Here is a 15,843-nt window from a genome sequence, read left to right as displayed (position 1 = left end):
TCAAGCTCCGCCGAGGATGTACTTGGCGATCTTCATCATGCCGCGTGCATTGGCGTACTCCGGATGCACCGGGAAGCGAGCATGCGGAAAATGCTTGGCCAGCTGGTCACGCATGACGATGGCACCGCCGCCGACGAACTCGACGAATTCGAGATCCTTGCCGCTGCCGATCTTGACGCGAACCGCGGCCATGATCTGCTCGGCCAGCTTTTCCTTCTCGCTGCGCACCAGATCGCCCACGGGCTCCTCCTTGCCACTGATGCGCACGGTGCCGTCGCGAATGGCCTTCTCCACCATGAGCGGCGGCACCTGATCGAGATCGAACTTGGTGCGCAGCTTGGAGGCCACGGCTTCATTGAGCTGCAACACGCCGACGTCGCTGGAACCGGACCGCTCCGTCACGACCTGCTGACCCGGCAGCAGGACCACACTGTCCGTGGTGCGTCCGCCGATATCGATGAAGCCGGAAGTCGACTGCTGCAGCTCTTCGGCGTGTTCGCTCGGATTGCCGTTGTCGTCGATCAGCAGGTCGATGTACGCCGCAATCGCCTCCGTGGTGACATCCGCCTGGACAATGTTGGCCAGCGGCTGGCCGCCACCGCGGGTCACCACGCGCTTCAGGTTGGCCCTCTTGGCCTCGATCAGCGTCTGATCTTTGGTGCCATCGGCGAGATAGTAGTGCGACACCGGCAGGCCGGTTTCGATGGCCACGTTCTGGCCGCCGAATCCAGCTTGGTACAGGGCATGGTGCACCAAGACCGCGTTCAAGGCGGACTTGGGGTACTCCTTGAATCGGGTGTCTTCGAAATGCGTCAGGTACGGGTTGACCGTGTACGTGCCGCCATCTTCCAGCGAGTAGAAATCACTGTCGCCGTCGTCGCTCACGTTGATCACGTGACGCCCGGAACGGGCGCGCGACGGTACGGTGAACATCTTGCCGTCTTCGGTGTAGATCTTGATCCCCCAGTGGCCATCATCGACGCCAACGTATTGGGGCTTGCCGCTCTTTGCCGTAGCCATGTCCTGTCCTTTCATCGAAGTTATCGAACGCGGAATTTTTTGACGTTATTGAGCGTGGTCAGCATCCGGCCCGAAAGCCAGACTCCTGCCGCACGCATGGCTGTGAAGAAATCCATCTTCTTCCAGTATTCGATGTACACGAAGAAACCCATGGTGATCAGCGCGATGATCGCCGTGGTCTTACCAGGGAAGAACAGCAGCACGAGCAGAGGTATCGCTGTCGTAGCGTTGATCTTCCCGAAACGGGCGCTCGCGGAGGCATTACTCCAGTGGTACCGACCTTCTGCCATCACGGTTCTCCTCGACTGTCGCTTTCCGTATGCCTGACGGTATACCCGTCATACAGACACCTTGTTCGCACCAAGTGCGCGGCAGTGGTGTCATTTTGCACACCATTCGCGCACCATGTCAACACTAAACACACACTATTCTGTAAAAAATACGCACCATCTAATGCCCTTTCGCGCACCATGCCGTCGCGGTGCTCGATCAAGAGGTGGCAAGCTCCCTCGCCACCTCGGCTGTGATCTTCCCCTCGGCCAGCAATCGCTCGCCCTCCTTCGCAAAGGAATGGCCCGCCTCATGTGTCAACTGGCGCAACTTGCGGGACACCAATCCCATGGTGGTCAGGTCCACCAACTGGTCCTTCACCTCGTCGGTGAAGGCCAGATACTCGCGCGCCGCCACACGGCGACCGCTCACGCCCGGAACCAGGCGCTGGGCCACGATCAATCGAGTGCTCTCGATGATGTCGTAGATCGCCGTCTCGCGTTCCTCACTGGGGAAACGCGAGATGAGCCGGCGGGCTGTCAAAGCCACGTTCGTGGCATGGGCCGTACCCATGACCGGGTGACCGGTGTTGGAGGCTTCGAGCGCCGTTTCGATCGACTCGCGATCGCGCAACTCGCCGACGATAATCAAGGCGGGTTTGCGTCGCACGGCTTCCCGGTTGGAGTCGGGGTAGCTCTTGAAATGGAGTCCGATTTGGGACTGCGTAATGATCGAGTGCGCTGAATGGATGTTGCCGAAATTGAACTCGATCGGTTCCTCTGCCGTGACGATGTTGCCCTTGATCGGCGTGTCGTTCTCCATGATGTACCGGGCCACCGAAGCCAGGGTGGTGCTCTTTCCCGAGCCGGTGACACCTACCACGTAAATGATGCCGTCGCGCGGCGTCATCAGGCTCATCAGTTCCGGCGTGAGCCCCACTTGCTCCGGCAGGGGCGGATCTTGGGGGATGGTTCGGGCCACGATCTGGCACGATGTGGAGCTGTGGTACTGGATCGGTGACGCATTGACGCGAAGCGGGTAGCGCACCTTGGCACCGCGGGCATCTTTTCTCACCGGATCGAACAGCTCGTAGCGCGTGTTGACCGCGTGTCCGGCCAGGATGTCCGTGCGTGCTGTGTCGCGGTCGTTCGACAGCCAGGTCAACAGGGTTACGACCTCGCCGTCATCCACAACCCGCCGGGTGAGCGCTTTCATATGGCCTTCGATCATGGCCACAACCGGCATATCCGGTTGAATGAAGATGTCACTCGCTCCTTGCGCCTGCGCTTCCAGCAACAGGGCTTTCAGGTCACTATCGACCTCGAACCGGTAGGGCTCCTCGAAGTCCGTCAATGGCGTAATGCGCTCAAGCAACTCGCCTCGCTCGATTGCCTGGCCGAAGTCCTCTGCGTCACTCATACGGCTAGACCCTTTATGGCTTCAATGGCGCGGTGAGCGCGGACGTCACAGGGACAGAGGCAGGGACCGCGGCCGGAGTAGACCGGATCACTGGGTCGCGATTTGCCGCAGGCGTGACGAAGCCGCGCCAGTGATCCGGCACGCTGTTGAACGACGGAAGCGTGGTGATGCGAAACAGTGTTTCATCGACGGCCATGGTCTGGCCTTCGCGGGTCACGGGGATCGTCTCGCTGGCGATCGCAGGCATCGACAGCTTGCCCTCCACGACGAACGTGTGGAACCGGATCATGCCCGCGAAATCGCGGTTCATCCGATCCATGGCATGTTTGAACATGAGATCCGCCTGCACCACGCCCTGACGCCAGCCATCGGCAATCGAGGCCTTCCACAACTGCTGCTCATCGCCGGTCTTGGGAATGATCGTGCTGTATTCAGCTTGCCCTGGCGCATCAGCATGAAGGGCAAAGCTCAGGTAATCGCGCCACGTCGGAGCCACGGACGAAAAGCGCGCTTGGCTCTCGATCTTGTACAGGGCACCCGACAAGCGCAGGGTGTAATCGCCGTCCTGGTTATAGAGGTCGCGTGCCTCGGTGATGACGGGCGGCACGACACGACCTTGGATCATGAAGCGGCCAAAGTCGTACACCGTGTCCAGGTTTCGCTCGTTGACCTCAATGGTCTGGGCAATCTGGTGCAGCTCGGCAGCCATACCGGCTTTCACGCCGAGCGACAAACCGACATCGATCAACGCACGATCGCGCGCCGTGATTTCAATCCTCCCGGACTTGAGCAAGGCGTTCAGATTTGCGTCGCCAGCGCCCACGCCTGGTACCGATTGCGTGTATGCCGGACTTTGATAGGCGCTCTGCGCCTGCTGCAGCGTCATTGGTGTGGTGTCTAACGGAAGCATGAACATGGCTCATCACCCCCGACGGTTTGACCGGGGACGGTTGTAGGACTGGCCGTAGGGGGTCGACGCCGCTCTTGCGGGTGCGACCGTCGGCGGCGTCGACAGATTCAGATAGACCAGGCGAAGTGCCTTGGTCTTCTTGTCGAGAATCACCTTGGCGCCATAGGAGATCTGGTAGCTGATCGAACGCAGCACTTCGACGGGGGAAATCTTGTTCAGGCGCACGTTGACGATGCGCAGGTCCTGGCGCTTCCCCGTTTCCACGTACCCGTAGCCATAGCGGTACGCGATCGACTGCAGGATGTCCTGGGGTTTACCGATGTAGTCGATATCCACCTGGTCGGTATCGATGGCCTTCTGCTTCAAGGACAGCGTACGAGCGTTCTCCGCCAGCACCTGTTCGAACGCCTGCTGGGCCTGTACCGCCTGCGTGACTGAAGAAGCCATCAGGCTAGAGATGTACTCCGCCCCGCTGGTCGGCGGTGGCGGATGGCTCGCCATGGTCGAGCAACCCGCCAGCAGAAGGACGATCAGCCCGAGGCTCCCCCCTTTCAATACGCGCATCCTGGTCTCCCGAATATCAATAAGTCATAACGACGCGTTTATATCATAGATCATAAACTTTGCGCACGATAGCGCATATCCAGCATGTGATGCTTTACGTACCTTCGCGGCCATGATTCGGTTCGACACGCTGCTCTGGGCGCGGTTCGTCAGTGTGCGATCGGCCCGTGGCGGTCGAGATGCTGCGTTCGCCCAGGGACGAGGTAAGGGCACTCCGGGACCGTTACCCACGACCCTGGGCGGCGCCCAAACGGCGCACCATCGATACCCCATCAACACACCTTGTCGGCACCATGCGCGCACTGTTTTTGCGACCATGCGCACACCATGCCCGCACTGTCAGCGCACCATGTGCGACGTATCGCGCACCATGATGCTGTCATCTATGTACTGTTTCGCCACCGTTTGCGCACCTTTTGAATGCCATGTGCACACCATATGCGCACTAAGCATCGTCGTTTATCCTCATGCCTTGCCCCTGATGACCCGGCTCTTGCCGCTACCGCGGCCTCCTGGCGCCCTCGCGCGCGTCACTGCCCTCACCCAGCCATGACTGATCGCCCTGTTCACTGCCTTCCTGGCCGCTGCATCGGCCCATTTCACACTTTAGGCTATTTGCCGATTGGTCACAGCGGACGCGCTACGTTACTCCGACCCCATCCCTGCACCCCGAGAACGGCTTGGTCGGTATCCAAAGAATGGCGACTTATCGTAGGTGAACATCAGTGAATGATGCATGTTGTGCCCCCGCATGAATCAAAAGATAGGGATACAGGCGCGCACGTGTATGTTAAGAAGGTGCGATGAACAGCCCGATGGATGCCAAAAGAACGACCATGGAAAGGTTGGAGTAACGTAGCATGTGACCACCAAAAGCCCGGTTGCGATCACTTACACCCATTGAGGGCATCCTTTTCCGGACTGGAACCCACGATGGCGCCACAAGCGCGAAGGACGGTTGTACTGGTCACTCCTGGGCGCCACGAGCGCGATTGGGGCCACAGGCCCACACATTTCTGACCCGTTCGGTGGTGCCATCGAGCGCAGCTTTGGATCTGGGCACAACCGCCCCAACCCATACTGGCGACATGAAACGGCCTTCCCGGCGGCGATCACCCCCCTGGCACCCAAGCTGACATCCGCCGCAGATACTTCTGGGGACAGACGGGGATGACCAGGCGCAAGATCCACTCGCCTATCCGCGCCGCCGAAGGCGGCGCGCCGTGATGCCATCCTGGCTTTTCGCGCGTACGTGGTGCCCCTCTCTATCGTTGCAAGCGACGAACTCAATGGGCACAGCACCCTTCAACCACCGCGTCATCACAGAAGCCATCCTCCGAAGCCACGGGCAGTTATGCTGGGCACAGCTTTCGGGCACCGGTCGCGGGCAACATCACAGCGACGCAACGAAATAGAATATAAGCGTCAAAAACATTGCGCGTCATAGATGATCAGTCTATGCTCCCCCCCATCTACAACGGGGAGTTCTGTCTATGGCTAAGGGAAACCTTGCCGCCGGTACCGCGGATTTCATGCTCTGGGCAGAGCGCGGCCAGGAGTTTCTGGCCAGCCTGCAGATGCGGGTCAATGAGCCATCGAAAGAGCGCCAGATGCGGGACTTCCGCATGAAAGAAGTATTGGCGCTGACTGGGCTCAAGCATCACGCCTGGCGTTCATGGATAGCCGCCAATATCCCCGGCCCAGCCGGGGAAGTTCGCCTCACGCTGGAACAGGTCCACCAGTTCATGTCGGATCACGATAGGCGCCCTTCCCGTCCGGAAGGTGCCGAACCGATTCGCCTCGGCGTCGCCACCCTGAAAGGAGGGGCGGCCAAGACGATCACCTGTCTCCATCTGGCCCACGCATTCGCGATTCAGGGCTATCGCGTGTTGCTCATCGATGGCGACCCCCAAGGCACGCTCACCAATCTGTGCGGTATCCGTTCCGAGACCGTCGCACCGGAGAACACGCTGGCCGCGGTTTTCGATCGCGTGGACTCCCCGGATCTGTTCGACGTACCCGCCTTGCACCCGCAGAAAACGCACATCGACGGGCTGGACTTCATTCCCGCCACCCTGCAGATGATCAACAGCGACTTCACCATCGGGGCGGCTTTCATGAATCCGCGCAATCGTACGGTTGCGCAGCGTTTCTACACGGTGCTGGATGACGAGTTGAAGCGCGTCGAAAAGGATTACGACATCATCCTGATGGACACCTCGCCTTCGTTTTCGTACGTCGGGCTCTCGCTTATGTGGGCAGCTCACGGGCTCGTCATTCCGATGCAACCGAGCCTCCCTGACTACCGTGCGACCCTCGACTTTGCCCAGATGTTCGGCGAGAACATGGGTTACATCGAACAGGCTGCACGCGTCACTCGGGAATGGAACCCGGTTGCCGTTGTGCACACCCGCGTCGATAACTCGCCGAAAGCCGAGCAGACCACGGAGCTGGTGCGTCGGTTTTCGGTCAACACCTTTTTCGAACACCGTCTCGATGTCCATATCCCGCACTCTCAAGCTGTGATCAGCTCAACGAGCCAATTTCGCTCGGTCTACGAGATGAAGGGCGGCGAAGTCCGGAAGGTACGCGACTCCTTCGACGCCCTGGCCAACCGTGTGTTGGCAGCCATCCACGACGTCTGGGGCAGCCAGGTCAATGCGGCGCCAGAGACGGTCGCCGCCCCTTGATGCGAGGAATCACGATGCCAGGTCCTAAACCGCCACGCCAAAATCGATTGGGAAATCTCGCTGCCAGCATCGTGAGCGAGGTAAACAGCGAGCGAGCGAGTCATCCGCCGACCGCCGTCAATCCTGACCAGTCGCGCACCGTCATGGGGAGGCTTCTCCACCAGCGCAACGAAAGCATCGAGTCGGAGAACCTCCGATTGGCTGAAGAGAATGCGCTGCTGCGCGCAGGTGAGACCGCGGTGCTGCTCGATCCCCAACGCATCCGGCTGAGCAAGTTCCAGGAGCGCGACCCCAAAGCCTTCTCCCTTGATGATGCGGTGTTCGCGGCCTTCGTCGACGAAATTCGCGAGACGGATGGCAACGTGGACCCCGGCGTTGTTCGTCCGATTACAGGTGATCCGGACCACGACTACGAGCTGGCCGCAGGCCAGCGCCGCCACGCGGCGTGCATCGTCGCCCAGAAGCCATTCAAGGCCTTCATCAAGACCCTCAGCGATCGCGAGTTGCTGAAGGAGAAGCGCACGGAGAATGCGGGCCGACTGGACCCAAGTCCCTACGAGCTTGGTATTTACTGGCACAAGCTACTGAATGACAACGATTATTCGTCTATCCGCGATCTTGAGGAAGGCGAAAAAGTCCCCCGCTCCACGATCCACCGCTACCTGAAGTTCGCGGATCTCTCGCCCGTGATCGTCGGAGCGTTTTCAGACCCCCGGGCTATCTTGCAGGACTGGGTGGAGTCGTTGCTGCAGGCCTACGCGCAAGCTCCTGAACGGGTGACGCAGGTTGCCCAAGAGCTGCGCGAGAAGCCGCCGGAGAACCCGGTGACCATCTACAACCGACTCGTCGGCAAAGTGCCGGAGAGCCGCGTCATCGGCAACCGACACGGCAAGGTGCTCGCGCACAGCCGTCGCGTGAACGGTTGCCCGGCTTATGTGCTTAAAAAAGATGCACCGCCTGAACTGATCGAAGCGCTCGATGCGTTTCTGCGCGAGTGGGCGCAGAAGCACGGCGAGGAAGTGGCCCTGTGAGTACCGATTGGGCTGTCCCAGTTGGGACAGCCCATCAAGGAGACCGGCATGAAGTAACCGACGGCACAACCACAATCTGATGCCCCGGAAAAAGAAAACCCCCAACCTGGCAGTTGGGGGTTTTTGGAACGGCAACCAGATCTTGAGCGTGTAGCCAAGCAACCCAGTTGCGGCTTTCTTCCTGCACAGGCTACTCGCTCTCGGACTGCGCCGTCAAGGGGCTTTGCGTCCATTTTTTAGGAGCGAAAGCCTATGCGCGCTAACTGTGCAGAGAGGGTCGTGCGCCAAGCGCAGACCACCTCCCTCCCCTCGATCTCCGCCCTGCCCTTGACGGCGGACTTCTTCCATCAACTTGCTCGCACCGAACTGACGGCTGTCGGTTACCAAGTGCTGTTCTGGCACATGGACCGATTGATCCGCCATCGCATGACAAGCGAGGCGGTCCCGCTTGAAACCATCGCCCAGGCGTTGGGCCTCCATCGCAATGCTGTCGGGAAAGCCTACACGGCATTGGCGGCCGCTGGCCTGGTGCGACGGCAGGAAGTCCACCAGCGCGGCGCACCCACGCGCACGTGCCTCGAAGGCATCGCGCTGCATGTCGTCCTTCAGGCTGCAGGAAAACGATCCGGCCCCGCGCCCGCCATCGGGGACCGTCGTCCTGCTGTCCCAACTGGGACAGCAGGACCGTCCCAGTTGGGACAGCAGCAGAGCCAGGCTCCCGTCGGCGACAGGAGTGCCACGGCTTCGAGACCGTCCTACGAGACCGAACGGGTCACACCAGCCGAACCAGCGCCGCCCGCTGCACCGACCTACTCACCAGAACTGCAGTCGCAAGCGCTGGCCAAGCTACCGTTTCAAGCACGCTACGATGCCTTGCAGGGCAGGCTGACGGCCGACGTCATCGACCCAGCATGGGATCTTTCCGACGACGAAAAGGCCTTCGTGCTCAGCATGAGATTGCGCGAGAGATTGCGCGAGGCCAAGTTGCAGACGAAGGCTCCGCCGTGCATGAAGCCGGTGCCAACCAAGGCCCCCAAATCCATCGCAACCGCGCTCCTTCAAGTCCGCTCGCAGTTCGATGCGCTGGTGGACAAGGGGGCGCTGTCCCAGTTGGGACAAGCCGAGCAGGAAGCTATGGCGGAGTCTTCGACGCTTGCCGACGGCCTGTTGGATCAGATCGCCTTCATGATCAGCAAATGTAACCTCGGCCGAGGTGATACCCACGCCGGTATACGAGCTGCCCGCTCCTTGGTCGCGCAAGGGCGGTGGATGCTCCCCTGGACCTTCACGAGGGACTGGTACGGCGCAGTGCATCGGGGTGCAGAGGGCACGATCTGATGCACAGGCATCGACTACGGAGAAGTGCCATGCACACAAACGAGGGCGCTAAAACGCTTTGCTCTGGCTCTTACCAGCTCTTCAATAAAACTCTATCTCTTCGAACTAACTACAACTTGGTTTCGTTCGTTGATGACGAGAAAGATGGAAAGCCAAAGATCACGCTGTCCCAGTTGGGACAGATCCGAGGTTCTGCCGCTGATTGCGAGGAAGGGCAGGGAAGCGCCATCGCTTCGGAACCGCGAAGAACGGCACCGCGATCGACTCTGCAGCGCCCCATCGCATGCCAGCTCGCGCTGTCACGAACCCGCCGAGTTGCCGCGGTGCGCATCGTCGCTGGGCGCTACCCCGATCGGCGTGTCCCAGTTGGGACACCGCCGGAGGCCTGCGGAGGTTCCGCCAACCGATACTGTCCCAGCTGGGACACGAGACCATCGGGTGGCACCATTCAACGCAGTACCACCTGCCAGACGAAGGCACCATCCGGCTTCTTCCTGGCTAACACCCCCTCCACCGGGCTCTTGGGGAGGTCAAGCATCTGTCACATACGTGATGCTAACAAAATCAATATGTTGCATGCCGTGGAACATCGTTCCGTGGAACACTTTGTTTCACGTGCTCCGGGGCACAGCGTGGCGAAAAACCTCAACACATTGATTTTCAAGGAATTCGTGTCACGCTGCCATGCAGGGCTAGCAGCCTCGGAGACGCGGCATTTCGTGCGCACCGACTATCTTTTAACTAGCGGCATAGTCATGTAATACTATTTACAAAATAGGTCACGCGTAGGTATCCAACATGGACCCCGAAGTTCCCAAGAAACCCACCAGCATCTGGCCCGGCGCCGCGCTGCAGGCCTATGTGAGCGGCCTCGGCCCACGGCGCCGCAACGAAGGGCTCTCCCACGTGGTGGACAACCTGGCGGCCCGATACGCCTACATCACCCGAGCCTCGCTCCCCAGCTGGTCGCTCGATGAATGGACGCTGGTTCTGGATGTCCTGATCGACCATGACCTGCGCAACGTCCAGAACCTCCGGGTCATGGGCATGCTGATCCAGACGGTTTCCGAGCAGCGGCGTACGGCGGGCCAGCCCGCAGCGCTGAGCACGGAGTTCGCCTACAGCGCCAAGCGCATCACGGAGGCCCAGCAAGCCGCCGTCGCCGAAACGGTGGAGGGCTACCGGCGGCGGTACGGACGACCGGATCGTGACCAGCTCAAGGCGTGGCTTCAGGAAAGGGGTGCACCGGGGTTCGAGCCCGAAGAGGGGGCCGGAGGGTAGGGCGGGGGTCGCCATTCGCTCCCGCATCAAGCCGGCTTTCTCGCGCGGAACCCATTTCAGGATCTATGCAATGACGACGGAACATTTCAACGACGCCGTATCTCCCCCTTCGCCACCGTCGCTGATGGAGCGCCTCCATCAGGGCGATGGCATCGGCGAAAACCTCTCGATGCGCACCTTGGAGGACTATGCCAAGCGCGTCACCATCATGGGGAACCACATTACGGCGGGTGGCGGCGCCCTGTCCCCCACCACGCTTGCGGGCTTCCTGGAAACCTCGTTCGAGACAGGGCGGTACGCACGGTCGACGGGGCGTTTGCTGAAAGCATCCGCGCTGCACTGGTTGACGTCAGGCGCATCCGCGTTGTTTGCGGGTGATGGCGACATCTCCGAATACGGACGGGCATTCGATCGCATCATCCGGTTGGATGCCAAGTTGCTGCCCAAGCGCACCACCAACACGTCCGGCACCAAACTGAAATTCTTCAGCAAGCAGGCCTTGACGGATCTGACGGACTACACGCGGGAAGCCACGCGATCCCAGAATGCAGGGATCGCCCTTGCTTTCGTTCGAGCCAACCTGCTGGTGGGCCTCCGGCCCATCGAATGGTTCCAGGCCGCGCTCTGCAGCTACTTGTATGCCGATGGTCGTTCCATGGGTGATCACCAGGCTGTGCTGGCTCTCCACGTCCACAACGCCAAGAACACGCACGGGCGCGCCAACGGCGAGGCACGCGACATTCTGCTGATCAACGCCACCGTGGATGAGGCGGCCACGATCCGGCATTACCTGGAGATCGTCCGGCGCTACGCCGAACGGTTCCCAGTCGAAACGCCGATCGAGGACATCAGCCACGAGTTTTATGCCTCCCTTCAGCACGTCATGACCAAGGCGTGGCGGAAGAGGGGTTACGACCGCGGGTCCCGGCCCACGTTGTACAGCACCCGGCATCAGGCTGTGGCCAACTGCAAGCGCTCGGGGATGACCGATCTGGAAGTGGCCGCGTTCTTCGGCCATGTCAGTACCTCAACCGCAAAAAAGCATTACGGCAAGAAATCGAACGGTTGGGCAGAAAACGCGTTCCGTCCATCCCCTGAAAGCGTAGCGGCCGTCAAGGTGATCCGGACGAAGATCCAGCCGACCCCCAGCGAGGCCCTGCGCCGCGACACGAGTGCCTGGCTCCGCCCGTACTGATTCCCGGGACACCGCCTCTCGTACGATGAAACACTAAGTGCCACCAATCGGCCGAAGCAGTACAGGATCGACCGATTGGCGCAGTATCAAACGAAGCCGCCCCGGATCGAGTCGATCGATCCGGGGCGGCTTCGTTTTTGCCGCTTGAGCGCCTAACGGTGTACGGCGGCAAGCCATACATAGACATAATCAAGCATCGTTCACTATAAAATGCGCACCATGTCGGCGACTAGGGCAGCACCATAAGCGCACCATGTGCACATCAAGCGCGCACCAAATGACCCCGACTTCTTCCAAGAATCTGACGCCCGCACTGGCCTTACACCATGTTCGCACCATGTCTGCCGAGGCTCCTTGATCGATGCTGGGGGTTTCTTCGCGACATTGGAAAACGATGGTGCATATGCCTTGCCACGGGCGCCTCCGGGATGTAAAAATCACATCGTTCGGACTTTTGTTGTTTATTGCAGATTTTCAGTTTTTGAGGACTGTCAATTGAGCGCACCATTCATACCGGGGGATGTGTCCACCTGGGGCAATACCGGGGAGCGGATCGATCTTCGCGCGTTGCGTCGGTACTCCGCTTGGCTGGCCTTTGTTCTCACGGCGGGCGAGTGGATCGCCATTGTGCTGGTCGTGGCGATCGCGATCGCCACGGCAGGCACGTTCACCTACCTCAACTTCGAGAACGTCATCTTCACCGACGGGACCAGTCACGTTTGCGTGCTGGACGGCACCACAGGAGCCATCAGCGATGCCCAGTAAGCCCACGAAACCGGCCGCCAAGGCCGGTGGCGGCGATAGCCTCTCCCCTGAAGCATTGGATGCCATGCAGCAGGAGGCGCTGTCCAAAGATGGCGACCGATCAGCGGTAGGCGCACTGCTGCGCGAAGCTGCCGGTTTGCGATTGACCGTCAAGGATCAGCGTGCGCGTCTGGCTCGTATGTGGACGGTCAATCTGATCATGGCGCTGACCCTCCTCGTGTTCTTCGGTGTTTGGGTCTTCTTCTTCCCGAAATACCGCTACATCCCGACCACGGACAACCGTGCGATTTGCGAGGTCAACTCGCAAATCTCGCCGGACATCATGGAACCCGAAGTTACGGACTTCGCACGTGATGCGGTGCTGCACGCGTATTCGTATGACTACGTGAACTACCGCCAGACCTTGAATGATGTCGCGGGCCGGTGGTTCACCGACGAAGGGAAGAAAGCCTTCTGGCGGTCCCTCGATGCGTCGCAGAACCTCGACAAGGTGCTGAAAGGGCGCCTGGCCCTGCGTGCCACGTTGATGAACGACCCCCAGCTTCAACGCGAGGGCAAGGACGAGCAGCTGCGCGATTGGTGGGAGGTCGTGGTGCCGATGTGGATCAGCTTTTACCAGAACGGGGAGCAGCAGCCAGTCAGCCGTCAGCAGTTCAACGCCATCGTGCGCGTGGTACGCGTTCCCGCCACGCGTCTTAACAGCAAAGGCATCTTGGTCGACAGGATCAACCTCTCTGCGAACCTGGGAGGCAGCGGTCAATGATCCACATGGATCGCGGTAACGCTCCACGCGCCTGCAAGGTACGGCCACCGATCCCCTGCAGTCCCCTGTTGGGACTGGTTACCGTGCTCTGCTTCGCCATGGCGAACCAGGCCTCGGCACAAACCGCACCACCGTCCCCCCACGGCGGACAACCTGCGCAGGCCGCCGACCAAGCACCCGCGAGCGGACTGGGCAAGGACGTAGGCACCACGAAGGTGGTGTATCCGTCGGCGGCGCAGGTCACCGACGATACCCTCAACATGCTCGACCAGCTGCAGCTCACGCCGGAGCAGGTGGAGCGATTGAAGCAGCTGCGCATCGACAAGGAACGTCTGAAGGCGACGCCCTACGTTTCGCCGCCGCAGCCGGTGACGCGCACGCTGGCCGTGAGCCTCGACCCCGGCGTCACGCCGCCGGTCCTGCGTCTGACGCAAGGCCAGCAGTCGTCCATCGTGTTCTCCGACATGAGCGGCAATCCGTGGGTCATCGAAAAGGTCTCGGTGAACTGCGATTTCTTCATCATCGATCAGTGCCAGCAGAACGGCGGCACGGTGTCCGTGCAAAACGCCGCACCAGGCGGGAAAGCCACCGGCCCGAAGCTCACCAATGTGCTGACCATCGAGGCCGCCACGCCTGCTGCCTACGGCAACGTCACGGTGACGCTACTCGGCCTGGCAACTCCGGTGATCTTCGTGCTGACCAGCGCACAGAAGGAAGTGGACATGCGCGTGGACGCGAAGATCCCGGGCCACAACCCGGATGCGAAGGACGACATCACGTTCAGCGCGGTGCCTTCGCAGGACACGGCGATGATGGAATTCCTGGACGACGTACCGCCGGAGGGCGCACAGCGCCTCACCGTCACCGGCATGGACGGCACGGAAGCCTGGTCGTACCAGCGTGCCATGTACGTGCGTGCACGCGGCGATGCGCAGTATCCGGCTTACACGAACGCGGCACGTAGCACCTCGGGCGTGACGGTCTACAAGTTCGCCCAGATGCACAACAGCGTCACGCTCCTCACGGGCGGCCAAGCCGTCACCGTTTTCATCCAGCAGGGGCCGCAGGAATGAGTGAAGAAATCCCTTTGCCGGAAAACCAGGGCTTCGAAGTCGAAGTGGGCGATGCCGAGAGCAGTATCGGCATGGGCCGTCAGCCGATGGCTCCCAAACACGACAAACGTGCCGAGCGCGCGGCGAACATCAAACACACGTTCGGGCAAGGTCCGGGCCGGATCGCCATGATCTTGGTGGCCATCGTCCTTGCTGTATTCCTGATGATCGGCATCCGCAGTTGCTCCCATAAGAGCGACGTGGCGAAAAGTGATGCATCCATTGACGTTCCTGGTGCACCCGCCGCTACCGTTTCCACGAAACCAGTGACGCCCGAGGAAATGAAGCGGCACGCGGAGGTCTCCCAGAAGGAGGCCGCTGAGGCCCATGCCGCCGGCAAGGACTATCAGACATCGTTCGATCCGGTGATCGCCAAGAGCAAGCCGTCGACAACCCTCAATGGCAATGCGCCAGGCGCAAGCTTCGATGTCGATGGCGTGGACACCACGAGCGCACGCCCCAAGGCACCGGCCGCCGCGACAGCAGGGCAGGGCGCACCCCAGGGATTGGTTCCAATTGGTGGCGTTGCGCCTTCGAGCAACGGCGTAAGTGACGCCGCCGCGCACGGGTACGACGGCCATGATGGCGCCGCACCCGCCGACAATTCGGCGCAGACGCCCGAGCAGCAGAAGGCCCAGCAGGATGCCGAGAAGGCGCATATGGACGCCTTCCACAAGGCCGTGGCGGACCGTGACCAATGGGTCGACAAGACCCGCGATCGCGTGATCAGCCAAGCCGAGGAAATCCTGGGCGTGGGCAACCAGAATCAGATCAAGTACAGCGGTTACCGGGCTTTCACCTATGCCCGTGATACCAGCGATGCTCCGCCTTCGCCGGATGGTTCCGCCGTGGGTGGCAGCGCCACATCGAGCGACGGCAAGTCGTCCAAGTTGGACGAAGCTGGCACGGCGAAGGGCCCGCCGCTGATCAAGACGGGCAATTCGCTCTACATCACCACCAATTCAGTGGTGAACACCGACCACGGCGGCCAGCTCTTCGGTACGGTCCGCGGTGGCACGTGGAGCGGCGCACAAGTCATTTGCAATATCGACCAGGCGCCCGACAACATCCGCGCCCACTGCACGACACTCGCGCCCCAAGACAGCCGCCCCACGATGAAGATCGACGGCGTGCTGCTGCGCGAATCGGACATGGCGCAGGGCATCGCCGAGAGCGTCAACCACCACACCATTTCGCGCTACACCGCGCTGGCCGTGGCTTCGCTCTTCCAAGGCTACGGCGAGGCTTACAGCTACCAGCAGGGGACGGCAGTGGTCACCGCCAACGGCACGGTACTGCAGACGAATGAAGCACCGTCCAACAAGCAGGTGATCGGCCGCGCGCTGGGCCAGATGGGCACCAATGCTGGCGGCGAGATCCAGAAGGGCTTCAATCGCCCGGCAACGTATTCCACCCCTGCCAACCAGGGAATGGTTCTCTACTTCCTCTCCGACGTGTATGCACCGTCGGCTGCGCAGCAATAAG

The 15,843-nt window shown here is 60.9% G+C and carries 14 protein-coding genes; 9 read left to right on the top strand and 5 right to left on the bottom strand.

Going from position 1 to position 15,843, the window contains the following annotated elements; all coding sequences use genetic code 11:
* From parM to AC3WP6_RS16280, 5 genes are all read right to left on the bottom strand, one after another.
* Nucleotides 1-1,020 (bottom strand): plasmid segregation protein ParM domain-containing protein, encoded by a 1,020-nt coding sequence (gene parM / locus AC3WP6_RS16300; protein WP_492628781.1) that lies wholly within the window; start codon nt 1,018-1,020, stop codon nt 1-3.
* Nucleotides 1,021-1,040: 20 nt separating this feature from the next.
* Entirely contained in the window at nt 1,041-1,310 is a 270-nt protein-coding gene (icmT, locus tag AC3WP6_RS16295) for an IcmT/TraK family protein (protein ID WP_492628780.1), read from the bottom strand.
* Between the two features lie 199 nt (nt 1,311-1,509).
* Complete coding sequence (locus tag AC3WP6_RS16290; protein ID WP_492628779.1) at nt 1,510-2,709, bottom strand: ATPase, T2SS/T4P/T4SS family; 1,200 nt, start codon at nt 2,707-2,709, stop codon at nt 1,510-1,512.
* Between the two features lie 13 nt (nt 2,710-2,722).
* A complete protein-coding gene (locus AC3WP6_RS16285; protein ID WP_492628778.1) occupies nt 2,723-3,625 on the bottom strand; it encodes a type IV secretory system conjugative DNA transfer family protein in 903 nt (300 codons plus the stop codon).
* 6 nt (nt 3,626-3,631) lie between these two features.
* Nucleotides 3,632-4,183, bottom strand: coding sequence for a DotD/TraH family lipoprotein (locus tag AC3WP6_RS16280; RefSeq protein WP_492628777.1), 552 nt, complete (start codon nt 4,181-4,183; stop codon nt 3,632-3,634).
* Between the two features lie 1,493 nt (nt 4,184-5,676).
* On the opposite strand from AC3WP6_RS16280, the gene AC3WP6_RS16275 reads away from it, so the two are divergent.
* The 9 genes from AC3WP6_RS16275 to AC3WP6_RS16235 all read left to right on the top strand — a co-directional run bounded on the left by AC3WP6_RS16275 (nt 5,677) and on the right by AC3WP6_RS16235 (nt 15,842).
* Nucleotides 5,677-6,873, top strand: coding sequence for a ParA family protein (locus tag AC3WP6_RS16275; RefSeq protein ID WP_492628776.1), 1,197 nt, complete (start codon nt 5,677-5,679; stop codon nt 6,871-6,873).
* 71 nt (nt 6,874-6,944) lie between these two features.
* Nucleotides 6,945-7,904: a ParB/RepB/Spo0J family partition protein gene (locus AC3WP6_RS16270; protein WP_492628775.1), complete on the top strand. Its 960-nt coding sequence runs from the start codon at nt 6,945-6,947 to the stop codon at nt 7,902-7,904.
* Nucleotides 7,905-8,183: 279 nt separating this feature from the next.
* A complete protein-coding gene (locus AC3WP6_RS16265; RefSeq protein ID WP_492628774.1) occupies nt 8,184-9,242 on the top strand; it encodes a hypothetical protein in 1,059 nt (352 codons plus the stop codon).
* 798 nt (nt 9,243-10,040) lie between these two features.
* Nucleotides 10,041-10,523, top strand: a complete 483-nt coding sequence (locus AC3WP6_RS16260; RefSeq protein WP_492628773.1) for a hypothetical protein — start codon at nt 10,041-10,043, stop codon at nt 10,521-10,523.
* A 70-nt stretch (nt 10,524-10,593) separates the two neighbouring features.
* On the top strand, nt 10,594-11,718 hold the full coding sequence (locus AC3WP6_RS16255) for a site-specific integrase (protein ID WP_492628772.1): 1,125 nt from the start codon (nt 10,594-10,596) through the stop codon (nt 11,716-11,718).
* A 495-nt stretch (nt 11,719-12,213) separates the two neighbouring features.
* Nucleotides 12,214-12,483, top strand: a complete 270-nt coding sequence (locus AC3WP6_RS16250) for a hypothetical protein (RefSeq protein WP_492628771.1) — start codon at nt 12,214-12,216, stop codon at nt 12,481-12,483.
* The gene (locus AC3WP6_RS16245) at nt 12,473-13,246 is read left to right on the top strand and encodes a DotI/IcmL family type IV secretion protein (protein ID WP_492628770.1); all 774 of its coding nucleotides are present in this window, start codon (nt 12,473-12,475) and stop codon (nt 13,244-13,246) included. The genes AC3WP6_RS16250 and AC3WP6_RS16245 overlap by 11 nt, the downstream gene beginning before the upstream one ends.
* Nucleotides 13,247-13,314: 68 nt before the next feature.
* Nucleotides 13,315-14,319, top strand: coding sequence for a DotH/IcmK family type IV secretion protein (locus AC3WP6_RS16240; protein ID WP_492628769.1), 1,005 nt, complete (start codon nt 13,315-13,317; stop codon nt 14,317-14,319).
* Nucleotides 14,316-15,842: a DotG/IcmE/VirB10 family type IV secretion system protein gene (locus tag AC3WP6_RS16235; RefSeq protein ID WP_492628768.1), complete on the top strand. Its 1,527-nt coding sequence runs from the start codon at nt 14,316-14,318 to the stop codon at nt 15,840-15,842. Before AC3WP6_RS16240 ends, AC3WP6_RS16235 begins: the two co-directional genes overlap by 4 nt.
* Nucleotide 15,843: the final 1 nt, after the last annotated feature.

This window comes from Rhodanobacter sp. FW106-HT46G03 (genome assembly GCF_058789895.1).
Note: the sequence above shows the minus strand (reverse complement) of the source record. Positions and strands in the feature narration are given on the sequence as shown.

Bases quoted from the DNA above. Each gene is read 5' to 3' on its own strand.
- parM (WP_492628781.1), bottom strand. From the start codon at position 1,020: ATGGCTACGGCAAAGAGCGGCAAGCCCCAATACGTTGGCGTCGATGAT.
- icmT (WP_492628780.1), bottom strand. From the start codon at position 1,310: ATGGCAGAAGGTCGGTACCACTGGAGTAATGCCTCCGCGAGCGCCCGT.
- AC3WP6_RS16290 (WP_492628779.1), bottom strand. From the start codon at position 2,709: ATGAGTGACGCAGAGGACTTCGGCCAGGCAATCGAGCGAGGCGAGTTG.
- AC3WP6_RS16285 (WP_492628778.1), bottom strand. From the start codon at position 3,625: ATGTTCATGCTTCCGTTAGACACCACACCAATGACGCTGCAGCAGGCG.
- AC3WP6_RS16280 (WP_492628777.1), bottom strand. From the start codon at position 4,183: ATGCGCGTATTGAAAGGGGGGAGCCTCGGGCTGATCGTCCTTCTGCTG.
- AC3WP6_RS16275 (WP_492628776.1), top strand. From the start codon at position 5,677: ATGGCTAAGGGAAACCTTGCCGCCGGTACCGCGGATTTCATGCTCTGG.
- AC3WP6_RS16260 (WP_492628773.1), top strand. From the start codon at position 10,041: ATGGACCCCGAAGTTCCCAAGAAACCCACCAGCATCTGGCCCGGCGCC.
- AC3WP6_RS16255 (WP_492628772.1), top strand. From the start codon at position 10,594: ATGACGACGGAACATTTCAACGACGCCGTATCTCCCCCTTCGCCACCG.
- AC3WP6_RS16245 (WP_492628770.1), top strand. From the start codon at position 12,473: ATGCCCAGTAAGCCCACGAAACCGGCCGCCAAGGCCGGTGGCGGCGAT.
- AC3WP6_RS16235 (WP_492628768.1), top strand. From the start codon at position 14,316: ATGAGTGAAGAAATCCCTTTGCCGGAAAACCAGGGCTTCGAAGTCGAA.